Origin of the sequence: Aliivibrio sp. 1S128, assembly GCF_001691065.1 — a bacterium.
Classification (GTDB): domain Bacteria; phylum Pseudomonadota; class Gammaproteobacteria; order Enterobacterales; family Vibrionaceae; genus Aliivibrio.
On sequence record NZ_MAJV01000102.1, the window covers coordinates 84,219 to 106,870 of the forward strand.

24 protein-coding genes are annotated in these 22,652 nt (G+C 38.4%); 19 read left to right on the forward strand and 5 right to left on the reverse strand.

The genetic code is table 11. The annotated features are described in order from the left end of the window. Nucleotides 1–85 precede the first annotated feature (85 nt). The 3 genes from A6E03_RS12250 to cmoA all read right to left on the reverse strand — a co-directional run bounded on the left by A6E03_RS12250 (nt 86) and on the right by cmoA (nt 2,689). On the reverse strand, nt 86–853 hold the full coding sequence (locus A6E03_RS12250; RefSeq protein WP_065591559.1) for an ATP-dependent zinc protease: 768 nt from the start codon (nt 851–853) through the stop codon (nt 86–88). Nucleotides 854–932: 79 nt separating this feature from the next. Beyond that, entirely contained in the window at nt 933–1,907 is a 975-nt protein-coding gene (gene cmoB, locus A6E03_RS12255) for a tRNA 5-methoxyuridine(34)/uridine 5-oxyacetic acid(34) synthase CmoB (RefSeq protein ID WP_065600951.1), read from the reverse strand. A gap of 53 nt (nt 1,908–1,960) precedes the next feature. Beyond that, nucleotides 1,961–2,689 carry a carboxy-S-adenosyl-L-methionine synthase CmoA gene (gene cmoA / locus A6E03_RS12260; RefSeq protein ID WP_065591561.1) on the reverse strand — a complete coding sequence of 243 codons (729 nt, stop codon included), beginning with the start codon at nt 2,687–2,689 and terminating at the stop codon, nt 1,961–1,963. Nucleotides 2,690–3,060: 371 nt separating this feature from the next. Here cmoA and aspS point away from each other — a divergent pair, with 371 nt between their 5' ends. The 16 genes from aspS to nadA all read left to right on the forward strand — a co-directional run bounded on the left by aspS (nt 3,061) and on the right by nadA (nt 17,488). Continuing rightward, nucleotides 3,061–4,836: an aspartate--tRNA ligase gene (aspS, locus tag A6E03_RS12265; RefSeq protein ID WP_065600952.1), complete on the forward strand. Its 1,776-nt coding sequence runs from the start codon at nt 3,061–3,063 to the stop codon at nt 4,834–4,836. 150 nt (nt 4,837–4,986) lie between these two features. After that, nucleotides 4,987–5,508, forward strand: a complete 522-nt coding sequence (gene ruvC, locus A6E03_RS12270) for a crossover junction endodeoxyribonuclease RuvC (RefSeq protein WP_060990573.1) — start codon at nt 4,987–4,989, stop codon at nt 5,506–5,508. Between the two features lie 91 nt (nt 5,509–5,599). After that, the gene (gene ruvA / locus A6E03_RS12275; RefSeq protein WP_065600953.1) at nt 5,600–6,223 is read left to right on the forward strand and encodes a Holliday junction branch migration protein RuvA; all 624 of its coding nucleotides are present in this window, start codon (nt 5,600–5,602) and stop codon (nt 6,221–6,223) included. A gap of 46 nt (nt 6,224–6,269) precedes the next feature. Beyond that, nucleotides 6,270–7,283 (forward strand): Holliday junction branch migration DNA helicase RuvB, encoded by a 1,014-nt coding sequence (ruvB, locus tag A6E03_RS12280; protein WP_065591564.1) that lies wholly within the window; start codon nt 6,270–6,272, stop codon nt 7,281–7,283. Between the two features lie 374 nt (nt 7,284–7,657). Next, on the forward strand, nt 7,658–9,244 hold the full coding sequence (cydA, locus tag A6E03_RS12285; protein ID WP_065601054.1) for a cytochrome ubiquinol oxidase subunit I: 1,587 nt from the start codon (nt 7,658–7,660) through the stop codon (nt 9,242–9,244). A 17-nt stretch (nt 9,245–9,261) separates the two neighbouring features. Then, nucleotides 9,262–10,398, forward strand: a complete 1,137-nt coding sequence (gene cydB, locus A6E03_RS12290) for a cytochrome d ubiquinol oxidase subunit II (protein WP_045101700.1) — start codon at nt 9,262–9,264, stop codon at nt 10,396–10,398. An 11-nt stretch (nt 10,399–10,409) separates the two neighbouring features. Then, nucleotides 10,410–10,517, forward strand: coding sequence for a cytochrome bd-I oxidase subunit CydX (gene cydX, locus A6E03_RS12295; RefSeq protein WP_012550467.1), 108 nt, complete (start codon nt 10,410–10,412; stop codon nt 10,515–10,517). Then, entirely contained in the window at nt 10,510–10,812 is a 303-nt protein-coding gene (locus tag A6E03_RS12300; protein WP_065591565.1) for a cyd operon YbgE family protein, read from the forward strand. The genes cydX and A6E03_RS12300 overlap by 8 nt, the downstream gene beginning before the upstream one ends. Nucleotides 10,813–10,995: 183 nt before the next feature. Further along, on the forward strand, nt 10,996–11,406 hold the full coding sequence (ybgC, locus tag A6E03_RS12305; RefSeq protein ID WP_065591566.1) for a tol-pal system-associated acyl-CoA thioesterase: 411 nt from the start codon (nt 10,996–10,998) through the stop codon (nt 11,404–11,406). Then, nucleotides 11,396–12,082, forward strand: coding sequence for a protein TolQ (tolQ, locus tag A6E03_RS12310; protein WP_065591567.1), 687 nt, complete (start codon nt 11,396–11,398; stop codon nt 12,080–12,082). The genes ybgC and tolQ overlap by 11 nt, the downstream gene beginning before the upstream one ends. After that, a complete protein-coding gene (gene tolR / locus A6E03_RS12315; RefSeq protein ID WP_060990580.1) occupies nt 12,082–12,528 on the forward strand; it encodes a protein TolR in 447 nt (148 codons plus the stop codon). The genes tolQ and tolR overlap by 1 nt, the downstream gene beginning before the upstream one ends. A 15-nt stretch (nt 12,529–12,543) precedes the next feature. Then, nucleotides 12,544–13,572, forward strand: a complete 1,029-nt coding sequence (gene tolA / locus A6E03_RS12320; RefSeq protein WP_065600954.1) for a cell envelope integrity protein TolA — start codon at nt 12,544–12,546, stop codon at nt 13,570–13,572. A 13-nt stretch (nt 13,573–13,585) separates the two neighbouring features. Then, nucleotides 13,586–14,938, forward strand: a complete 1,353-nt coding sequence (gene tolB / locus A6E03_RS12325) for a Tol-Pal system beta propeller repeat protein TolB (RefSeq protein ID WP_065600955.1) — start codon at nt 13,586–13,588, stop codon at nt 14,936–14,938. A gap of 32 nt (nt 14,939–14,970) precedes the next feature. Continuing rightward, nucleotides 14,971–15,534, forward strand: a complete 564-nt coding sequence (gene pal, locus A6E03_RS12330) for a peptidoglycan-associated lipoprotein Pal (protein WP_060990583.1) — start codon at nt 14,971–14,973, stop codon at nt 15,532–15,534. A gap of 25 nt (nt 15,535–15,559) precedes the next feature. After that, complete coding sequence (gene ybgF / locus A6E03_RS12335) at nt 15,560–16,327, forward strand: tol-pal system protein YbgF (protein WP_065591570.1); 768 nt, start codon at nt 15,560–15,562, stop codon at nt 16,325–16,327. A gap of 111 nt (nt 16,328–16,438) precedes the next feature. After that, a complete protein-coding gene (gene nadA, locus A6E03_RS12340; RefSeq protein ID WP_065600956.1) occupies nt 16,439–17,488 on the forward strand; it encodes a quinolinate synthase NadA in 1,050 nt (349 codons plus the stop codon). 87 nt (nt 17,489–17,575) lie between these two features. Here the strand turns inward: nadA and A6E03_RS12345 are convergent, their stop codons facing one another. Then, complete coding sequence (locus tag A6E03_RS12345) at nt 17,576–18,031, reverse strand: hypothetical protein (RefSeq protein WP_065591572.1); 456 nt, start codon at nt 18,029–18,031, stop codon at nt 17,576–17,578. A gap of 112 nt (nt 18,032–18,143) precedes the next feature. Continuing rightward, nucleotides 18,144–19,151: an AraC family transcriptional regulator gene (locus A6E03_RS12350; RefSeq protein ID WP_065591573.1), complete on the reverse strand. Its 1,008-nt coding sequence runs from the start codon at nt 19,149–19,151 to the stop codon at nt 18,144–18,146. Between the two features lie 274 nt (nt 19,152–19,425). On the opposite strand from A6E03_RS12350, the gene A6E03_RS12355 reads away from it, so the two are divergent. Genes A6E03_RS12355 through A6E03_RS12365 form a run of 3 tightly spaced genes read left to right on the forward strand, consistent with a single transcriptional unit; the run spans nt 19,426 to nt 22,652 of the window. Then, on the forward strand, nt 19,426–20,553 hold the full coding sequence (locus A6E03_RS12355; protein WP_065600957.1) for an HlyD family secretion protein: 1,128 nt from the start codon (nt 19,426–19,428) through the stop codon (nt 20,551–20,553). Continuing rightward, nucleotides 20,543–21,562: a DUF2955 domain-containing protein gene (locus A6E03_RS12360; RefSeq protein ID WP_065600958.1), complete on the forward strand. Its 1,020-nt coding sequence runs from the start codon at nt 20,543–20,545 to the stop codon at nt 21,560–21,562. The genes A6E03_RS12355 and A6E03_RS12360 overlap by 11 nt, the downstream gene beginning before the upstream one ends. Before the next feature lie 28 nt (nt 21,563–21,590). Beyond that, nucleotides 21,591–22,652: an AI-2E family transporter gene (locus A6E03_RS12365; RefSeq protein WP_065600959.1), complete on the forward strand. Its 1,062-nt coding sequence runs from the start codon at nt 21,591–21,593 to the stop codon at nt 22,650–22,652.

Consider the following 22,652-nt stretch of genomic DNA (forward strand, 5'->3'; position numbering starts at 1 on the left):
GTGGAAGATAAGTATAATTGTAATTCAAGCGGTAATTTTTGCTACTAAGAGATTGAATAAATTACCGCTTATTTGAAGTCGGGTGTTATTTTTTGCTTTGAACAAATTCTTTACTGACATCAATAACAGCAATGTCTTGTATAAACTCACGACCTAATAAAACAGAATGGGTCATGTGAGAACGATCCGCAAGAGTAAATTGTACTTTTTCATGAATTGCTCCAAGTTTGATCCACAGTTCAACAACAGGGCGACGTTCTGCTTCTTCAGTTGTCGATTGACGAATTTTAACATTGCGGATTACAGGAGCAGTAATCCATTCCAATTTGCCATCTTCTTGCGCATCTTGGTTTATTAAATGGAATCGCACCCATTGGGTGCCATTACGTTCAAATTCTTGAAGATCAACGGCATTAAGAGAAGAGGTTGTTGCTCCAGTATCAATACGAGCACTGAATTTTTGCTGTATATCAGCAATTTCTACGTTTTCAATCGCACCTAAAATAAGAGTGTCTTTTAATGATTGGGTTTGCATCGAAATAGGAATAGGTGCTAGGCGGGTTTTCTGTGAAGTTGCTTGCTTTATACTCGATTGAATTTTGGTTTGCTCAGTGCGAACCATTGAAAGCTCTTCTGATACATTCGACAGTTCTTTTTCTAATGTCGAAATATAATCATTTTGTGTCTCAATTTTTGTTTCCATACCACCTAAACGAGTATTTAGATTGGTTTCCATAGACTTAATGGCTGCAACTGTTTCTGTATTATCTGAAGCGACTGGCGTTGTTTGTTGAGTCAGTGCGCATCCTGAAAGGCTTAGGATAGCAACCAATGGTAGAATTCGTTGGATCATTTTATGTTCCGTTGAGTTAAATTAACATGTGCATAATAACGAAAATAAATAGGGGCTGATAGCCCCACAATGTTAGCGTTTAGTCAGGTTTTTTTGCAATTAAGATCGCACGCTTAGGCGCTGGGTGACCTTCAATTGTTTTTGTTGGATCATTTTGGTCTAAGTATTCTGGTAGAGAATTGTGTTTCATCCATTCCGTTGAACGTTGTTCTCCTGTTGTAGTAACGCATTCATCCACAATTTTAACGTCTACAAATCCCACGCTTTCTAGCCATACTTTTAATGCTCGAGCAGATGGGAAAAAGAAAACATTACGCATTTGAGCATAACGATCAACAGGCATTAATACTGCGTTTTCATCGCCATCAATAACCAGTGTTTCTAGCACTAATTCACCGCCAGCGACTAATTGGTTTTTCAATTGAATTAAATGGTCAAGTGGAGAACGGCGGTGATAAAGAACCCCCATGCTAAATACAGTATCAAATGCATTTAATTCTGGAAGCTGTTCAATGCCTAAGGGTAATAAATGAGCTCGTTGGTCATTGCCCATTAATTTACGAATGGCTTCGAATTGAATTAAGAATAAGTGTGATGGGTCAATACCTACACACAGACGAGCTTCTTCACCTAGCATACGCCACATGTGGTAGCCATTACCGCAACCTACATCTAAAATTGAGCGGTTTTTAAGTGGAGTAATGTGGGGCAGTAATCGGTCCCATTTCCAATCAGAGCGCCATTCAGTATCAATATGAATTTCATGGACACTAAACGGACCTTTACGCCAAGGGTGAAAGGTTTGTAATAAGTTTTCTAACTTTTTACGTTCACCATCAATTAAAGGGGTGTTATTTGAAAGGGTAACTGATGATTTTAAATCAATATTATCAGCACAGCCCTCAGGGATTTTTTTAAGCGCTTTTGTCCAACGCTCAATGTCACCATGCTCTGCATTTTGCCAATCAGTTAATTGCTGAGGTAAAGTATTTAACCAAGGCTGAAGAATGGTATCTTGAGAAACGAGCGTATAAAAATTAGCAAAATTTAACATGAGATATCTTTAGTTAATAAATTTAGGTAAAAAATAGAAAGAAACAAAACCAGTTACTTTATCGCAAACATAGATCCAAAGTTGAAGCATTGGAACCATACTTCTGCACTTTTAAAACCAATGTCTTTAAAACGTTCTTTATGAGTATCAATTGGGTCAGGTAGCATTACATGTTCAATCGCGCTACGTTTTTGACTTATTTCTAATTCACTGTAACCATTAGCACGTTTGAAATCATGGTGTAAATCGATAAGTAATTCGTTAGCTGTGTTATCTTCAAAAATGTATTTTTCGGATAAAATAAGAATGCCACCAGGGCGTAGGCCCGCATAGATTTTTTCTAATAACGTTCGACGATCGACGGGGGCTAAAAATTGCAGTGTGAAATTCAACACCACAACAGAAGCATCTTGTATTTCTACATCACGAATATCTGCTTCTATAATCGATACTGGTGTATCTGAACGATAAGCGTTAATAAGCAGGCGACATCGTTCAACCATTGCTGATGAGTTATCGACCCCAATGATTTGACACCCTTCTTGATTGATATGGCGACGCATAGATAACGTTGCTGCGCCTAGAGAACAGCCTAAATCATAAACTGTTGAATGAGGCTTGGCATAGCGCTCGGCTAGCATTCCGATTGCTGAAATTATATTACTGTAACCTGGGATAGATCGTTGAATCATATCCGGGAAGACTTCAGCAACTCGTTCATCAAAGGTAAAGTCACCAATTTTATCAATAGGTGTTGAAAAAATAGTATCAGGGTTAGCCATGGTATTCTCACAAAGGCACGTTGTTTATCCGTACTTATTTATATCAATTCTAGGTAAATATTGGTTTGTTCTACTTACCTAGAATTGCATACATCCGTGCTCTCCTGCACATGATGACACCATTGTAGTTAATTATTATCTTAAAGTCTTTAGGCCAATGATAATTGAAAGTGAACTTTTTTTACTCCGTGCTATGTCGTTAGAATGTTTTTCCTTTATAATGGCGCTATATTTTTGCGTTTTGTATATTAATACAGCAAAGTAGCTGTTTTATTAGTCATTTTAGCAAGCGTAAATCGGTTTATGAAAAATGCAGTAAGGCTTTTTATTGCATTTACTATTGATATGTATATTAGATTGGGAAAATCATCATGCGCACCCATTACTGTGGTAACCTGAACAAGTCCCTTGCAGGGCAAACTGTAGAACTTTGCGGCTGGGTAAACCGTCGCCGTGACTTAGGCGGTCTTATCTTTATTGATATGCGAGATCGTGAAGGTGTCGTTCAGGTAGTTGTTGATCCAGATATGAAAGATATCTTTTCAATCGCTAACCAACTGCGTAATGAGTTCTGTATCAAATTTACTGGTGAAGTACGTGTTCGTCCTGACAGCCAAGTAAATAAAGATATGTCGACGGGTGAAGTTGAACTTTACGCGACAGGTCTTGAGATCATCAACCGTTCAGAAGCACTTCCACTGGATTTCAATCAAACGAACTCAGAAGAGCAACGCCTGAAGTACCGTTATATTGATTTACGTCGTCCAGAAATGAGTGATCGTATCAAGTTACGTGCTCGTGCATCTAGCTTTGTTCGTCGTTTCTTAGATGAGAACCTATTCTTAGACATCGAAACACCAGTACTAACAAAAGCAACGCCAGAAGGCGCTCGTGATTACCTAGTACCAAGCCGTGTTCATAAAGGCAGCTTCTACGCACTTCCACAATCACCACAGTTGTTTAAGCAACTTCTGATGATGTCTGGTTTTGACCGCTACTACCAAATCGTTAAATGTTTCCGTGATGAAGATTTACGTGCTGACCGTCAACCTGAATTTACTCAAATCGATATTGAAACGTCTTTCTTATCATCTAGCCAAGTTCGTGAAATTACGGAACGTCTAGTTCATGATATGTGGAAAGAGCTTCTTGATGTTGAGCTTGGTCAATTCCCTATAATGAAGTTTTCTGAAGCGATTCGTCGTTTTGGTTCTGATAAACCAGATCTACGTAACCCACTAGAATTAGTTGATGTTGCAGATCTTCTTAAAGACGTAGAATTCCAAGTATTCGCTGGCCCTGCCAATGACGAAAAAGGCCGTGTTGCGGTTATTCGTGTCCCTGGTGGCGCATCGCTATCTCGTAAGCAAATTGATGAATACGGTAAGTTCGTAGGTATCTACGGCGCGAAAGGCCTTGCTTGGATGAAAGTAAACGATCGTGCTGCTGGCCTTGAAGGTGTTCAATCTCCTGTTGCTAAATTCCTAAACGCAGACGTTGTAAATGGTATTTTAGAACGTACCGAAGCTGAAACGGGCGATATCATTCTATTTGGTGCAGATAAAGCAAACATTGTTTCTGAAGCAATGGGTGCATTACGTATCAAGCTTGGTGATGACTTGGAATTAACAGATAAGAAAGCATGGGCACCGCTTTGGGTTATCGATTTCCCAATGTTTGAAGAAGATGGCGAAGGTAACTTGCATGCAATGCACCACCCATTCACTTCTCCATTAGGAATGACAGCAGAAGAACTTAAAGTAAACCCTGCTGCTGCAAATTCTGATGCGTACGACATGGTTATCAACGGCTATGAAGTTGGTGGTGGTTCTGTTCGTATTCACAATGCTGAAATGCAAACTGCAGTATTCGGCATCCTAGGTATCGAAGCGAAAGAGCAACAAGAGAAATTTGGTTTCTTACTTGAAGCGCTTAAATACGGCACGCCGCCACACGCAGGTCTTGCTTTCGGTCTTGACCGTCTTGCGATGCTACTTTGTGGTACAGAAAACATTCGTGACGTTATTGCCTTCCCGAAAACGACAGCAGCAGCGTGTCTACTTACGAATGCGCCAAGCCTAGCGAACCCTGATTCTCTTGCAGAATTATCAATTGCAGTAAAACTTGCTGAGAAAAAAGACGCTTAATTAAGTTTTCTTTTTATTAAAAAATGCCCGCCTTATGCGGGCATTTTTGTATCTGCGTTATCTTAAATGAGATAGTAGCACATGACGAATACCTTGAGTTTATGGGGATATCTAGCTAATATACATGTATAAATAATCAGTGGTTTTACTATGTCTATCATTTTAGGGATTGATCCCGGCTCTCGCATTACTGGCTACGGCGTTATTCGCCAAAATGGCCGACACTTGCAATATTTAGGTAGCGGTTGTATCCGTATGTCAGAAAAAGAACTTCCTGGTCGTTTAAAACAAATCTATGCAGGTGTTTCTGAAATAATTACTCAGTTTCAACCTGACGTATTCGCTATCGAACAAGTATTCATGTCTAAAAATGCAGATTCAGCATTAAAGTTAGGTCAAGCGCGAGGCAGTGCAATAGTGGCAGCAGTCAATGCCGATCTCCCTGTTTATGAATATGCTGCACGTTTAATTAAGCAAGCGGTAACAGGAACGGGTGGGGCAGATAAAGCACAAGTTCAGCATATGGTGATGACGATGTTAAAACTTCCAGCAAAACCACAAGCCGATGCCGCTGATGGGTTAGGGGTTGCGATTTGTCATGCTAATACCAATAAGACCTTAATCGCATTAGCGGGTAAAGCAACCAGTGCTCGACGTGGACGATATCGTTAAAGCACACTTAAATTATCATTTCTTTTACTGGATATCTATCCAGTTCTTTATTACTATTCGATGTAGTTAATTATTTTAAAGAGTATCTATTGTGATCGGACGCCTTCGTGGAAATTTATTAGAAAAACAACCTCCAGAATTATTAATTGAGGTAAGTGGTGTTGGCTATGAAGTCCAAATGCCAATGAGTTGTTTTTATGAGTTACCTGAAATTGGCACAGAAGCGATCATTTATATTCACTATGTAGTACGTGAAGATGCCCAATTATTATATGGTTTTAACACAAAAAAAGAGCGTGCGTTATTTAGAGAAGTCATTAAAGCGAATGGTGTTGGTCCTAAATTAGGGCTAGCGATTTTATCTGGTATGACAGCGTCGCAATTTGTTCAAAGTGTAGAGCGTGAAGATATTTCGACTTTAGTTAAATTACCAGGTGTTGGTAAAAAAACGGCAGAGCGTTTAGTCGTAGAGATGAAAGACCGCCTTAAAGGGTGGGGCGCGGGTGATTTATTTACTCCAGCAACGGATTCAGCTCCAATGGATAATGGCTCTGATTTGATAACGTCCCCACAAAGTGCACAAGATGAAGCCGTCAGTGCGCTTATTTCTTTAGGTTATAAACCAGTGCAAGCATCGAAAATCGTTTCTCAAGTTGCTAAACCAGACATGACCAGTGAAACGTTAATTCGTGAATCACTGAAATCAATGATCTAATACCACCTTAGTCCTTTTTACCTATTGAATTTTTGAGTGCTTTTTTATGATTGAAGCTGATCGCCTTATTGCCGCAGATAGTCCTGTTTTTCGTGAAGAAGAAGTTATTGATCGAGCAATTCGCCCTAAAAAGCTAGAAGACTACCGTGGTCAAGATCATGTTCGCAGCCAGATGGAAATTTTCATTAAAGCTGCACAAATGCGTAATGAACCTCTCGATCATTTGCTTATCTTTGGCCCTCCAGGCTTAGGTAAAACGACATTAGCGAATATCGTTGCTAACGAGATGGAAGTAAATATTCGGACTACTTCAGGGCCTGTTCTTGAAAAGGCAGGGGATCTAGCTGCGCTTCTAACAAACTTAGAAGAAAATGACATTTTATTTATTGATGAGATCCACCGATTAAGCCCTGTGGTTGAAGAAATACTGTATCCAGCAATGGAAGATTATCAATTAGATATTATGATTGGTGAAGGCCCTGCAGCACGCTCAATAAAAATTGATTTGCCTCCTTTTACCTTAATCGGAGCAACAACAAGGGCGGGATCATTAACATCACCACTACGTGACCGTTTCGGTATTGTGCAACGGCTAGAATATTACAATGTAGATGACCTTCAATATATAGTTAAACGCAGTGCGGATTGTTTGAATCTGTCTATGGAATCTGATGGGGCACTTGAAGTTGCACGACGAGCACGCGGTACGCCACGAATAGCGAATAGATTATTGCGCCGAGTACGTGATTATGCGGATGTAATGAGTGATAGTCATATTTCTTCTGAAATTGCAGACAAAGCGTTGAATATGCTTGATGTTGATGTTCGTGGTTTTGATTATATGGATAGAAAATTATTATTAGCCATTATGGAAAAATTTAATGGTGGGCCTGTAGGTCTTGATAATGTTGCCGCAGCCATTGGTGAAGAAAGAGATACCATTGAAGATGTCATTGAACCTTATTTAATTCAACAAGGCTACCTGCAACGCACACCAAGAGGTCGAATTGTCTCCGATCGAGCGTATACTCATTTTGGTATTGATAGACCAGATAAATAAACTAGGGACAATTATTCATAATTTGTCATATTTTATTAATAAAATTATAAGTAGAATGAAAGCGGGTGATCAAAATTACCCGCTTTTTTGTATAAGAAATGTGTAAAATGTGAAAAATAAGAGATTATGTAAAAAAAACTGTAATTAACTTTCAAATTTTAGACAAATCTTTTGAAAGATATCGTGTTTCCTATTAATATTAGCAAGTTCTATATTAGGTTATGCTTAACATTAAGCTAACGTTTTGATTACAATCATGTAACACTTTGTGGTTATTAATACGGTATAAATATTAAAACCAATACAAAGTATTACGCTCACCCAAAAGTGTGAAAGCACTGTGTCATTCAGCCTGACACAAAGGAGTTCTCATGATCTTTGATGTAGTGGAGTTATCGCGATTGCAGTTTGCAATGACAGCGATGTATCACTTCCTATTCGTTCCCCTGACTTTAGGTATGGCCTTTCTATTGGCTATCATGGAGTCGTTATATGTAATGACCGACAAACAAATCTACAAGGACATGACTAAGTTCTGGGGTAAGTTGTTCGGTATTAATTTCGCATTAGGTGTTGCTACAGGCCTAACGATGGAATTCCAGTTTGGTACTAACTGGTCTTACTACTCTCACTATGTTGGTGATATTTTCGGTGCGCCTCTCGCGATCGAAGCACTAATGGCTTTTTTCTTAGAATCTACTTTTGTTGGTTTATTCTTCTTTGGTTGGGATCGTTTATCAAAACGTCAGCACCTTACTGTAACTTGGTTAGTGGCGTTAGGGTCAAACTTCTCTGCTCTTTGGATTCTAGTAGCGAATGGCTGGATGCAAAACCCAGTAGGCGCCGAATTTAACTTTGAAACCATGCGTATGGAAATGGTAAGTTTTGCTGAAGTGGTATTGAACCCAGTAGCTCAAGTTAAGTTCGTACATACAGTAGCATCAGGCTACACCTGTGGTGCAATGTTCGTTCTTGGTATCAGTTCTTACTACCTATTAAAAGGTCGTGATGTTGCCTTTGCACGTCGTTCATTCGCAATTGCTGCATCTTTCGGCATGGCATCAATTTTATCTGTAATGGTACTTGGTGATGAATCTGGTTATGAACTGGGTGAAGTTCAACAAGTTAAGCTAGCAGCAATCGAAGCTGAATGGCATACAGAAGAAGCACCGGCGGCATTTACTGTATTTGGTTTACCAAATCAAGAATCAATGGAAACGGATTACGCAATTAAGATCCCTTATGTTATGGGTATTATTGCAACGCGTTCATTAGATAAACAAGTAACAGGCTTACGTGATCTAAAAGAGCAACACGAAGTACGTATCCGTAATGGTATGATTGCTTATGAATTGCTAGAAAAATTACGTAATGGTGATAAAACACCTGAAAATATCGCAGCATTTGATGATGTTAAACATGACCTAGGTTACGGCTTATTACTTAAGCGCTATACCGACAATGTCGTTGATGCAACAGAAGAGCAAATTAAAGCCGCTGCGGATGATTCAATCCCAACAGTTTGGCCTCTATTCTTCTCGTTCCGTATCATGGTTGCTTGTGGTGTAGCAATGCTACTTATCTTCGGTTTTGCCTTTGTTCAGACGTGTCGTCAGAAAATTGGTCAAAAATCATGGTTACTTAAGGCGGCCTTATTTGGTATGCCACTACCATGGATCGCAATTGAAGCTGGTTGGTTTGTCGCAGAATATGGTCGTCAACCATGGGCAGTTGGTGAAATATTACCAGTAAATGTTGCTGCGTCTGCATTGACAGTGCCTGAGATTTTAACCTCAATGGCAATGATTATTGGTCTGTACACGATATTCTTGATTGCTGAAGTTTACCTAATGGTGAAATTCGCACGCAAAGGTCCTAGCAGCTTGAAAACTGGCCGTTATCACTTTGAGCAAGATGGTCAAGATTCAGAAGCGAAATTATCTCGCCAAGTAGAAGTATAACAACGGAGATTTGAGTAATGTTTGATTACGAAGTATTGCGATTTGTTTGGTGGGCATTGATCGGTGTATTACTGATTGGTTTCGCTGTAACAGATGGCTTTGATATGGGTGTAGGTGCATTAGTGCCTATCATCGGTAAAACAGATACAGAACGTCGAGTGATGATTAACTCAATCGCTCCTCACTGGGAAGGTAACCAGGTTTGGTTAGTAACTGCTGGTGGTGCATTGTTTGCTGCATGGCCTTTAGTCTACGCAGCGTCATTCTCTGGTTTCTATTTAGCGATGATGCTGACGTTAGCGGCATTATGGTTTCGTCCAGTAGGTTTCGATTACCGTTCTAAAATTGAAGATAAGCGCTGGCGTTCGGCATGGGATGCTGCAATCTTCATTGGTAGCTTTGTTCCACCAATTATTTTTGGTGTTGCATTTGGTAACCTTCTTCAAGGGGTTCCATTTGAACTGAATAACCTAATGATGCTTAAGTATCATGGTGGATTCTTTGACCTACTAAATCCGTTTGCATTAATTTGTGGTTTGGTAAGCTCTGCAATGTTTGTATTGCAGGGTGCTACTTGGTTACAAATGAAAACAACCGATCAAATTCATGCACGAGCAAGTCAAGTTTCAATGATTTGTTCAGCATTGATTATCGTATTGTTTACCGTTGCCGGTTTTTGGGCTCAAAGCATTGAAGGCTTCGTGATTACAAGTGTTATGGATCATAACGCGCCATCAGATCCTTTAAATAAAGATGTTATCCGTCAAGTAGGCGCTTTATTCTTAAACTTTAAAGAATACCCACTACTATGGATTGCACCAGCTCTTGCGGTTGTTATGCCTGTAATTGCTATGATTGCGACTAAGCTGAAAAAAGCATGGGTTGCGTTTATTGCATCAAGCCTAACCAATGCAGGTGTTATTTTAACATCTGGCTTTGCACTGTTCCCATTTGTAATGCCATCAAGCTTAAACCCAGATCATAGTTTGACTATGTGGGATTCAACATCAAGTGAGCTAACATTGAATATTATGACAGTAGTTGCAGTAGTAATGGTTCCGACTATTCTTGCTTATACTGCATGGACTTATTACAAAATGTTTGGCCGTATCGACACTAAGTTTGTTGAAGAAAACAAAAATTCGCTTTATTAAGGAGCATAACAATGTGGTATTTTGCATGGATCCTAGGCGTGCTACTAGCATGTTCATTTGCAATCATTAATGCTCTTTGGCTAGAGCATTCAGAAATGATGGACAAAGACAGTGAGTAATCTCGCTGACAAAATAGACAATGTTCAACGCCCAATCAATAATATTATCGTACGATTATTATTAGTTGGGGCGGCTATTTTCCACATGGCAATGCTAATGTGGGAGCCAACAGTATATTCTGAACAAATTGGTGGCTTTGGTGGGTTGTTAGCCCCTAGCTTGATTTATTCGGTCTGTACGGCATTCATTTTTGCTGTTGGATTTGTTCCGCAAAAATGGATTTGGAAGTTGTTATTTAGTCCGTATTTTTCAATATTGTTTTTAGGCTACTTTAGTTACCTGTATTTTATGTAACTTTAAGCGCCTCATATAATTCGTATATTGGAACATCATACTAAGCGGTTTATTATTTTTTTAAGTAATGAACCGCTTTTTTTTTGACGATTTAGCTCCAAAATCCAGATTTCATATAGTGAAAATAGTAAGTTATCAGTTATAGTTACCCTATTATTTTTCAATAAAAAGAGAAATGTTGTAGTGAATAAAAGCGCATTTAGATGGCCTATAACCATTTATTATGAAGATACCGATGCCGGTGGCGTTGTTTATCATTCCAATTACCTTAAATTTTTTGAGCGAGCACGTACAGAATTATTACGTCATCATGGTGTTTCTCAAAAAGTGTTATTAGAAAAATCAGTAGGATTTGTCGTTAAAAATGTAACGATGGACTTCATTCAAGGGGCTCGCCTAGATGAGCAACTTATTGTTGAAACATTCATAACAGAAATTAAAAGGGTATCACTGACCTTTTGTCAGTTATTGGTTAATTTTGAAGGGAAAGTATTGTGCAAAGCTACAGTTAAGGTAGCCTGTATTGATAACGCTAAAATGAAACCAACAGCGATACCATTATTTATACTATCGGAGATATCTTGTGACAGGTGAACTATCAATTCTCGATCTATTTTTACAAGCTAGTTTATTAGTTAAGATCGTGATGCTTATTTTATTGAGCTTATCTGTAATGTCATGGGCAATGATTTTTAAACGCTCAAAAGTATTAGCGGTTGCTAGGAGTGATGCAGAGCGTTTTGAAGACAAATTTTGGTCAGGAATGGACTTAGCTCAATTATTTAATGAAGTTAAAGTACGTAAAGAGAGAATTAGTGGAACCGAGAAGATTTTTTACTCAGGTTTTAATGAGTTTTCTCGTTTATCTCGTGTAAATGGCTCGTCATCAGAAGCGGTGATGGATGGTTCAATTCGTTCAATGCGTGTCACTGTATCTCGTGAAGTTGACAGTCTTGAAACAAATTTACCATTTTTAGCAACCGTAGGTTCAATTACACCATACATTGGTTTGTTTGGTACGGTATGGGGCATCATGCATGCATTCATTGCGTTAGGTGCAGTGAAACAAGCAACGCTAGCGATGGTTGCTCCAGGTATTGCAGAAGCTCTCGTTGCTACAGCAATGGGCTTGTTTGCTGCAATTCCAGCGGTAATTGCATATAACCGTTTAAGTGTGAAAGTAGGTAAGCTTGAACATAACTATGCTGCATTTATGGATGAATTTACAAGTATTTTACACCGACAAGCAATGACAAGTCAGGAGAAGTAATGTCTGGCTATCAACCGAAGAAAAGAAAATTAACAGCTGAGATTAATGTCGTTCCATATATTGATGTCATGTTAGTACTACTAATTATCTTTATGGTAACCGCTCCGTTTGTAACTCAGGGTGTTGATGTTGAACTTCCAGAGATGACGAATACTAAATCAGCACAAGCAATGGCAGGGGAAGACCCAAATGCCACGTTTATCATAGTTGAAGTTGATAAAGACGGTAATCTTGGTTTAAGTGTGGATAATCAAGAAGTGCGTCGTCCAATGTCTATGCAAGAAATGATCACTAACGTTAAAGCTGAATTGAGTATTAAACCAAATTCACCCGTTGCGGTTGGTGGTGATGCTAGCACGCCATATTCAGAGATAGTTCTAGTGCTTGATGAACTAAGCCGTGCAGGGGTAAGTAAAGTTGGATTACTTACCGATCTCAAGGAATAGAGTGAATAATCATTGATGAAATCGGATAATAATTACACTTTTGCCATCATTGTTTCTGTCGTATTGCATTTGCTACTCGTTGCTGCATTGCTTTTGGGTAGTGATTTTTCTATGGATGAAAAAAAACAACCTAATACCATTCAAGCGGTTGTTATCGACCCGAACACGATTGCAAAACAAGCTTCGCAAATTCGTCAAGAAAGAGACAGAGCGGAACGTGCAGAGAACGAGCGATTAAAACGATTAAAACAACAATCGGATCAATTGGAAAAAAATCGTAAAGCCGAAGAAGATCGAATTCGTAAACTTAAAGAGCAGCAAGTCAAAGAGAAAAAAGCAGCTCGTAAAGCAGAAGATGACAGAAAAAAAGCAGCCGTAGCTGAAAATGACCGAAAACGTAAAGCAGAGACTGCTGCTAAGGTTGAAGCCGCAAGAGTTGCTAAAGTAAAAGCAGATAAAGAAAAAGCGGCGAAAGCGTCAGCAGAAAAAGCCAGAGTAGATAAAGAACGAGCAGCTAAAGCAGAAAAAGAACGTTTGGCTAAAGAAAAAATAGCCAAAGAAAAAGCGGCTAAAGCAGACGCTGATAAAAAAGCGAAGGCTGAAGCTGAACGAGTTGCAAAAGCGAAAGCCGCAGCAGAAAAAGCGCGTAAAGATAAAGAACGAGCAATAAAAGCAGAAGCTGAGCGTAAACAAAAAGAAGCCGCGTTGAATGATATTTTTGCGGGTTTAGAAGATGAAACGGTTCAAAATAGCTCTGCGAAACAACAGCATATTGATGATGAAGTTAATCGATATGGCGCTATTTATACTCAGATGATCAAGCAGAATTTATTAACAGATCAGGCCTATATAGGTAAAGCTTGTAACGTAAGAATAAAATTATCATCAACAGGTTTGTTATTAAATGTAACTACTCTTAGTGGTGATGCTCAAGTATGTCGTGCGACGAAAACGGCTGCAACAAAAGTCAATGTATTCCCAATGCCAACTGACGGTGATGTTGTTACTAAACTAACAAATATCAACCTTAAGGTAGTACTATAATAAGGAAGAATAAGTGTTTAAACGATGGATATTAACTCTCTTTGTCGTCTGTTTAAGTTTTAGTCAGATCGCAAGAGCAGAATTAGAACTTGTCATTACTGAAGGTGTTGATTCAGCAAGACCAATAGGTATTGTGCCTTTTAAATGGCATGGCGAAGGCAAGTTACCACAAGATATTTCCGCTATCATTTCATCTGATTTGCAGCGCAGTGGTAAGTTTAGTCCAGTCGTTACCAATAAAATGCCACAAACACCATATAAAGATTCGGATATTAATTACGAAGCTTGGACGAAAATGGGGGTAGACGCGATTGTTACCGGTGAAGTGAAGCTTAATGCTCAAGGTAAATATGAAGTAACTTATAAGTTAATTGACGTTGTAAGAGGTCAATTAACAAAAGGTAACTCAAAGGCATTAAATAACGCAGGTGAACTGGTTTCAACGAAAGACCATATTCTTGTTAATAAAGTCGCGACATTATCAACTAAGCAACTTCGTAAATACGCACACCGTATTTCTGATGTAGTCTATGAGAAATTAACCGGTGAGAGAGGGGCTTTTTTAACTCGTATTGCCTATGTTGTGGTGAGTGATAAAGCACAATATCCATACCAGTTAAGAATCGCAGATTATGATGGTTATAATGAACGTTTGGTATTGAAATCTAAACAACCAATTATGTCTCCAGCGTGGTCTCCTAATGGTAAGAGATTGGCTTATGTGAGTTTTGAAAATAGAAAATCACAAGTATTCATTATGAATATCTATACGGGTAAGAGAGAACTAATCGCTTCTTATCCTCGTCATAATGGAGCCCCTCGCTTCTCACATGATGGCAAAGAGCTTGCGATAGTATTATCAAAAACTGGGAGTTTGCAGGTTTATATCGTCAATTTACAGACGAAGAAAATGCGTCAAATAACTCGCGGAAGATCAAATAATACAGAACCTTTTTGGGCTCCTGATAACAAGTCTTTAATATTTACTTCAGATCGGGGTGGTAAACCTCAGATTTATAGAGTAAATTTAGAAGACGGTTTAACAAAACGTTTAACCTGGCAAGGCAGTCAAAATCTTGGTGGGCAGATTACTCCAGACGGTAAATTTATTGTTATGGTTAATCGCTCAGAGACTGGATTTAATCTAGCGAAACAAGATTTAGAAACAGGTGCCGTTCAGGTCTTAACTAAGACACTACTGGATGAGTCACCGAGTATTGCGCCTAATGGCGGCATGGTGATTTACAGTTCCATTTATAGAAAACAGAATGTACTTTCAATGGTTTCTATAGATGGCCGTTTCAAAGCTCGCTTACCAGCGACAAACGGACGTGTAAGGGCACCAGCGTGGTCGCCATTTTTATAGCTACTAAATATTTAGGAAATAAGGAAAATATAATGCAACTAAATAAACTTCTTAAGAGTCTTTTAATCGCGCTGCCTGTGGTTGCTCTTTCTGCTTGTAGTTCTAGCGACAGCGCAACTGACAGTACTGCTGGCCAAGAATCAACAAATGCTGCAGAAACTCAAACAACTGGCGCTGAAGGCCAAACTGATACAACAGTTGTTTCAGCTATCGACGCTGATGCTCAAATGACAGAAGAAGAAGTTCGTGCTCAAGCAGAGCAAGAGCTTCGTAAAGTTCAAACTGTTTACTTCGCGTTTGATAACTCAACAATCTCTTCTGAATACGAAGATATGCTTGCAGCTCACGCGGCTTTCTTAAGTGCTAATGCAGACGTTAAAGTAACAGTAGAAGGTCATGCTGATGAGCGTGGTACTCCTGAGTACAACATCGCACTAGGCGAGCGCCGTGCTAAAGCAGTTTCTAAATACCTACAAGCTCTAGGTGTTTCAGCTGATCAAATCTCTATCGTAAGCTACGGTGAAGAGAAGCCTCTAGTATTAGGTCAATCTGCTGAAGATTACGCTAAAAACCGTCGCGCAGTATTAGTATACTAATCGACAGTTTATAAGGCAGACTTATATGAAATACAGTAACCTTAAGCGATTAATTCCGCTTACGTTGCTGGCGAGTGCGGCGACCCTTGTGGTCGCCGCTCCTGCTCCAGTCACTGATTTAAATGCGACTTCGACTTCTTCTACTCCTGCATCTTCTTCAAGTATTGAGCGTTTAGAACGCTTAATTCAAAGTCGTAACCAAATTCAACTCCAACTTCAACAACAACTTGATGGTTTATCTGAAGAATTATCAGAGATGCGTGGAATGGTTGAACGTAATACTTACGACCTTGAACAAATGCTAGAGCGCCAACGTCAGTTGTATATTGAAATCGACACACTGAGAACAGCAAAGCCAGTTCCTGTAGCAACACCGACCGATGCTACAGACGCTTCATCTTCAGGTGCATATGCTACTGATACTAACGAAAATGAAGCATATCAAAACGCGGTAGATTTGATTTTAAAGAAAAAAGATTATGCAGGTGCAACTAAAGCATTCCAAGATTTTGTTGCTGCCTATCCTGATTCGGTTTACAACTCGAATGCACATTATTGGCTAGGTCAGCTTTATTTTGCGCAAAAGAACGATATTGAAGCCGCTAAGAGTTTTGCAAAGGTAGTAAGCTACTCTGACTCTAATAAACGCGCAGATGCGTTATTGAAATTAGGTGAGCTTGCTAAACGTAACAATAACAATGCAGCTGCAACTAAATACTATCAAAAAGTACTGAAAGAGTACCCTGATAGCACCACCGCTAAAACAGCGGATAAGCAGTTGAAGTCGTTATAAATCCAATGTAAAAAGGAGCTCATGAGCTCCTTTTTTATTACCACTGTCTTGCCGCTTATACCATAAGGGGTATAATGCTCAGATTATTTTTAAAAATTAATGAGCTGAGCAATGGGCCATATTTTAGATCACGTCGACACGGTATATCCTTTTCCACCAAAACCTACGAAGCTAAGTGCTGATGAAAAAGCACAATACATAGCTAAAATTAAGCAGTTACTGAATGATAAAAATGCGGTACTAATTGCTCACTACTATACCGATCCTGAAATTCAAGCATTGGCTGAAGAAACGGGTGGTTTTGTTGGTGATTCATTAGAAATGGCTAAGTTTGGTAACCGTCATGAGGCACAAACATTAGTGATTGCTGGTGTTCGCTTTATGGGGGAGTCTGCAAAAATTCTAACGCCTGAAAAAACCATCTTAATGCCAACATTAGAAGCTGAATGTTCTCTGGATTTAGGCTGTCCTGCTGACAAGTTTACTGAGTTCTGTGATGCTCACCCTGATCATACTGTTGTTGTATATGCGAATACATCAGCAGCAGTGAAAGCCCGTGCTGATTGGGTAGTAACGTCAAGTATTGCTCTTGAAATTGTTGAACATCTTGATGATGAAGATAAAAAAATCATCTGGGGACCAGACCGCCATTTAGGTTCGTACATTGCGAATAAAACAGGCGCTGATATGCTGTTATGGCAGGGCGAATGTATTGTTCATGATGAGTTCTCAGCAAAAGCATTAAAAGACGCAAAGGCACTTCATCCTGATGCTGCGGTATTAGTTCACCCTGAGTCACCAGCCAGTGTGGTTGAGTTAGCTGATGCGGTTGGTTCTACTAGCCAATTAATTAAAGCTGCTAAAGAATTACCGCAACAAAAAATGATAGTGGCAACTGATAAAGGTATCTTTTTTAAGATGCAACAAATGGTGCCAGACAAAGAGTTATTAGAAGCGCCAACTGCTGGTGCTGGTGCAACTTGCCGTAGTTGTGCGCATTGCCCTTGGATGGCGATGAATGGTCTTGTTGCGATTGAGAAAGCCTTAAATGAAGGTGGTGCAGATCATGAAATTTTCGTTGATGAAGAGATCCGCGTAAAATCACTTATTCCACTAAATCGTATGTTAGATTTTGCGGAGCAGCTAAACGCAAATAAGTAATTGAATAAACGATTTGATAAAAAATGGCGACCTCTATGTGGTCGCCATTTTTATTTATTAAGCATTCTTATTTTATAAAGGTTTTAATTATTTTTCTTTCTCACTCAAAGCAAAGTAAATTTTAGATACGGTGATTTCTGCAATTAAGATAGTAAACACTACAGCGAAGAAAGCCACTACACCATTCAATGGACCATCAAACGATACCTTGTCACCAAATAGAATATTAATAGCTTCTAACATAATAAACTTACTGCCAACTAAAATCACATAGCTACTTAACCCTCGGTATATTTTTGGTGCTGTACCTGGTTTATTTTTAAAGTAATCTGCAATTCGGTGTTCTGCATTGATCGATAACTTCAATAATAACTGCAATAAAATCGCAGCAGCGAATGATATAGTAAATGATTCTATGTTTACAAAATCCCAATATTCGTCAAAAAAATTCAATACTGTTAAATCAACAAGAACTGCTAGTGTATAGCCGACAAATAAACGTTGAGGAGTATTAAAACCATATTCTTTTTCTACTGAGCTCATAATAATTCCTGATTGCTAATTAAATTGATGTAATGTTTTTATGTTTATTATATTGCCTAAATATTATTTAAATTAAAAGTGAAAGAAAATTGATTGGCGTATAATGGTAAATTCATTCCACCAGTCCCAAAATAGACTTTTTATATATTTTTGGTGTTAACCCACTAATGCGTTTAAATGCTCGTGAAAAATGAGAAATATTATTATAACCAAGTTGGCTTGATATATGGGTCAATGAGTGACCTTCTTCCATTAATTCACATGATATTGATAAGGTAAGACTTTCTTTTAGCTGCCTAAATGACGTTCGTTCTTCTTTTAGTCGACGTTGGAAAGTCCTTGGTGTCATTTGTAATAACTTAGCGGCTTGCTTAATATTTAAAGAGTGCTCCCGAACATAAGGAAGTAATGAGGTGAAAACACTATCACTGAAGCTAGAATGCCACTCAACGAGTGGTTCTTTATGTTTAGTGTCTGATGGAATAAATTTAACGGTAGAGTTAAGAATTTTTTCATCAATCAATAATGCACTTTTACTTTGAGATATAAAAAATTGTGTTTTTTGATTTAGTGCTGAACGAATTATCTCATCATCAACGTGTTGTATCTTTACTTGTTCGGGAAACCAATCTGATTTTGTTAATGCTTGAATGAGTTCAATAATATATAAGACTGCAAAAACTTCGCCCCAAATAAAATAAATCGTATCTTCATAAGAGGCAGAGCGGCAGAGCCAGTATTTATCATATTCATTTTCAAAAGTAATCTCGCTGCCTGGCGAATCATGGTTGAATATGATGTTCACTTTTTCGAGTGCTTCCTTTACGGTTACGGTGCTATCAAATTGTTTAAGTATCTGAGGTATTATTCTTTGACGAAATGCAGTGCGTAATAATTCACTAAAACTATTTACACCAACCTGTGAAGACAGTAGATATACAAGGCGTTTAACCGGTTCTACTGGTAAATAATCTTTATCTGTTTCAAATAAGTCTGGTGGTAAGCCTGAATCATTTAATAGTTCTTGTACGTTGATACCATGCTTTGAAAACACGTCTAAAAGAATCTTTGTATATCCAGTGCGGATCATTGGTAATGGTTTTGAGGCTATTTTCTGCATAGATAGCGATCCTTTTTATTGCACATTTACTTGTAAGATTAATTATTGGCGCAAAATGGTAAGTTTTCATCCTATCTAGCCTGATATATTTGTTTTTATATTCTCTTTGCGACACAACCCCCAAATTTAATGCGTAAGGGTATTCCCGTCGTTATAAAGTTTTATATAAATAAACTATTAAATAATAAGTGAATTTTGACAAGCATTACTCGATTTATCTCAAAAAACAACTATACATATATATGAATGGAATCAATTAGTAGTAGGTTAAATTATGACGGAAAAAATAGACGTGAATAAAAAAGAAAATGAAGTAGAACAAGCAGTTGAAGCGCCTAAAAAAGTAAATAAAGTTCGAAAAATTACGAATTACTTATTAATTACGGTCTCTGTTTTATTATTGTTTAGCATTATTTCAGATCGAGTGATTCCATTAACAGATAATGCCAGAGTAAAAGGTTATGTTGTCCCAATTAAACCCCAAGTATCTGGACAGGTTCTTGATATTTTAGTACAGCCTAATCAATTAGTTAAGCAAGGAGATGTGCTTGCTAAATTAAACCCAGTTGATTATCAAATTGCAGTAAAACAAGCAGAACAAAGCTTAGAAATAGCAGGACAAAATGTAGGGGCACAAACTGCAACGATTGCGTCTTCACAGGCAAGGTTAACGAGTGCAAACGTTGAATTAGAAAATGTGAAATTACAGTCAGCACGGATTCTTGAAATGGCTGAAAGAGGTGTCGTTTCTCAATCAGATGCTGATCAGGCTCGTGCAACGATAGCAACAGCACGAGCGAATGTGGCTAACGCCCGAGCCGATCTTGAAAAGTCGAAAAGCCAACTGGGTGCAGATGGTGAAGACAATAGTCAAATTAAAGCGGCATTGTTAGCTTTAGAACAAGCTCAAATTAATTTAGAGCGAACAGAAGTAAAAGCACCTACTGCAGGAGGAGTCTCTAATTTTAGTCTTTCTGAAGGTTTCTATGCCTCTGCTGGTCAACCGATCATGACCTTTGTATCAACAGAAAGTATATGGATTGAAGCTTATTTTCGTGAGAACAGTTTAGGCAATATTAAAGTGGGCGATGAAGTTGATATCGCACTTGATTTTGCGCCAGGAAAGGTGATTAAAGGAACGGTTTCTAGCGTTGATTGGGGCGTTGATTGGGGACAAAACAATCAAGCTGGGAAATTAGCACAAGCCAATAATCAAACTGGCTGGCTTCGCCAAACTCAAATGCTACCGATAGCTATTGAATTTGAACATTCACAAACCACAGGATTATTACGTATTGGCGGGCAAGCTGATGTGATTGTTTATAGTGGTGATAATATTGTTTTCAATACTATTGGTAAGTTGTGGATCCGTTTCGTGAGCTTGATGTCTTATGTCCGATAGCCTTATCGAGAATACTCGAATTCAAACGAAGATAATTCGATATACCGTTGGTGTTGGCTTAGCTGTATTTTTGGCCGCTTGGATTGATTGGCCACTTGCTTTTGTTGCGCCTGTATTTGTCGCTAAATTTTTAGTAGATAAACCAGAATTAAACAAAGAAACCATTTATGAACTAATGGTCGCAATGGTAATGACTATCGCGCTCGGATTGTTTTTAGCAAACGGTATTACTCAATACCCAATCCCAATGTTAATTATTATCGGGTTAATGATGTTATGGGGCTATTATTTATTTACTGACCCTAAGTGGAATTTGTTTGCAACAATATTGATTATTGCTGTATTAATGTTGCCTTTTATGGCGATATCAAATCCTGGAGTCTCTGTCTTTTTAGCGACAGGATTAAGCAGTTCAGGGGTTGTTGCAGTACTGATTTTTGCTTTTGTTCATATTTACTTCCCTGAGCCAGAATCAACGTTCTCAGGTTATCAACCTTCTCCATTATCAAAACAACAACGATGGCATGCGGCTTTTAGAGCGATGATTATTTCTTTTCCTGTTGTTTGTTTTTTCTTTATTTTTCAAATATCTGAAGCATTATTAACTATGATGTTTATTGCTTTATTATCACTAATGATCACGGGTGAAAAGTCCGTTAAGTTAAGTGCATTTTTAATTATTAGTAATAGCATTGGTGGATTATTAGCGATAGGCGTTTTTTCTATTTTAAGTCTTGTGCCAAACATTGCGTTTTACACTTTGTTTATTTCATTTGTGGCTATCATTATGGCAACACAAATTTACACTAAACCAGATAAAGCACCAATATATGCAACCGCATTTAGCACGGTACTTGTCTTGTTAGGCAGTACTTTAATGAGCTCAGGTGATATTGATAGCAATATGTTGATACGCATATTTCAATTATTTTTAATTGGAATTTATATGATAGTAGTTTCTTTTTTCTTAGAAACTCGTTATTGGAAATTTTTAAATATGCAGGCTTAAGTGTGCATGTAAATAACAAGGTATGTTTATGAAATTTGAAACTGACTTTTCGAAACAGGCTATCGATGCATTTATTAAAATTGCAGCGATTGTGATTTTAGTTTATTGGTGTTTTTCCATATTACGACCTTTTATTTTACTTGTTGTATGGGGTGGAATTATCGCCACGGCTTTATATCCAGTCGTAGTGTGGGGGAATAAGAAATTTGGATTTAGTAAAGGTAAAATGAGTGGAGGGTTGGCGTTTATTGGCGTTGTGCTTTTACTTATCCCACTGATTGCTATTTCTACAGGGTTGTATACTAGTGGGTCGGAGTTAATTACGGGTTATCAAGATGGAACCATTTCTATTCCTAAGCCGGATGCAAGCATGGCTGATTGGCCCGTTATTGGTGAAAAAGCGTATGCATTTGGTATTCAAGCATCATCTAATTTAGAAAGTGTATTTTTGAAGTATGGAGAGGAAGTTAAAGCGATTGTAAGCAAGCTAGCTTCACTTGTCGGGTCACTTGGTGGTGGATTCATTCAATTTATAATCTCAACTATTATCGCAGGTGCTTTCATGGCAAATGCAGATAAATGTGAACGTGCATTTATTTTAATCGCGGACAGATTAACGGGTGAACATGGCGAAGCATTAACCACACTGTCGAAAACGACAGTTAGAGGGGTTGTACAAGGCGTAATTGGTGTTGCTCTCATACAATCAATTATGGCAGGTATAGGAATGGCTTTTGTTGGCGTTCCTGCGCTTGGTTTATGGATGCTGCTTGTTATGCTTGTGGCTATAATTCAACTTCCTCCCATCTTGGCTTTACTTCCGGTAATTTTTTACGTGTTCAGTGTAGATACAACGACAACGGCGGTTATTTTTCTTATTTGGTGCATTATTGTCAGTGGTAGTGATGCAGTATTAAAACCAATGTTATTAAGCCGTGGTTCTGATATTCCAATGCTGGTTATTTTATTAGGAGCATTAGGAGGGATGGCAATGTCAGGTATTGTAGGTTTATTTGTTGGCGCAGTTGTTCTGAGTTTAACGTATCAGCTATTTACGGTTTGGTTAGACAGTGAAGCAAAAGAGGATTAA

Coding starts and splice junctions, on each gene's coding strand:
- ybgF (WP_065591570.1), top strand. CDS start 15,560: ATGAAATACAGTAACCTTAAGCGATTAATTCCGCTTACGTTGCTGGCG.
- A6E03_RS12250 (WP_065591559.1), bottom strand. CDS start 853: ATGATCCAACGAATTCTACCATTGGTTGCTATCCTAAGCCTTTCAGGA.
- aspS (WP_065600952.1), top strand. CDS start 3,061: ATGCGCACCCATTACTGTGGTAACCTGAACAAGTCCCTTGCAGGGCAA.
- ruvC (WP_060990573.1), top strand. CDS start 4,987: ATGTCTATCATTTTAGGGATTGATCCCGGCTCTCGCATTACTGGCTAC.
- A6E03_RS12360 (WP_065600958.1), top strand. CDS start 20,543: ATGTCCGATAGCCTTATCGAGAATACTCGAATTCAAACGAAGATAATT.
- A6E03_RS12355 (WP_065600957.1), top strand. CDS start 19,426: ATGACGGAAAAAATAGACGTGAATAAAAAAGAAAATGAAGTAGAACAA.
- nadA (WP_065600956.1), top strand. CDS start 16,439: ATGGGCCATATTTTAGATCACGTCGACACGGTATATCCTTTTCCACCA.
- cydX (WP_012550467.1), top strand. CDS start 10,410: ATGTGGTATTTTGCATGGATCCTAGGCGTGCTACTAGCATGTTCATTT.
- tolA (WP_065600954.1), top strand. CDS start 12,544: ATGAAATCGGATAATAATTACACTTTTGCCATCATTGTTTCTGTCGTA.
- tolR (WP_060990580.1), top strand. CDS start 12,082: ATGTCTGGCTATCAACCGAAGAAAAGAAAATTAACAGCTGAGATTAAT.
- cmoA (WP_065591561.1), bottom strand. CDS start 2,689: ATGGCTAACCCTGATACTATTTTTTCAACACCTATTGATAAAATTGGT.
- pal (WP_060990583.1), top strand. CDS start 14,971: ATGCAACTAAATAAACTTCTTAAGAGTCTTTTAATCGCGCTGCCTGTG.
- A6E03_RS12365 (WP_065600959.1), top strand. CDS start 21,591: ATGAAATTTGAAACTGACTTTTCGAAACAGGCTATCGATGCATTTATT.
- ruvB (WP_065591564.1), top strand. CDS start 6,270: ATGATTGAAGCTGATCGCCTTATTGCCGCAGATAGTCCTGTTTTTCGT.
- cmoB (WP_065600951.1), bottom strand. CDS start 1,907: ATGTTAAATTTTGCTAATTTTTATACGCTCGTTTCTCAAGATACCATT.
- cydB (WP_045101700.1), top strand. CDS start 9,262: ATGTTTGATTACGAAGTATTGCGATTTGTTTGGTGGGCATTGATCGGT.
- A6E03_RS12345 (WP_065591572.1), bottom strand. CDS start 18,031: ATGAGCTCAGTAGAAAAAGAATATGGTTTTAATACTCCTCAACGTTTA.
- A6E03_RS12350 (WP_065591573.1), bottom strand. CDS start 19,151: ATGCAGAAAATAGCCTCAAAACCATTACCAATGATCCGCACTGGATAT.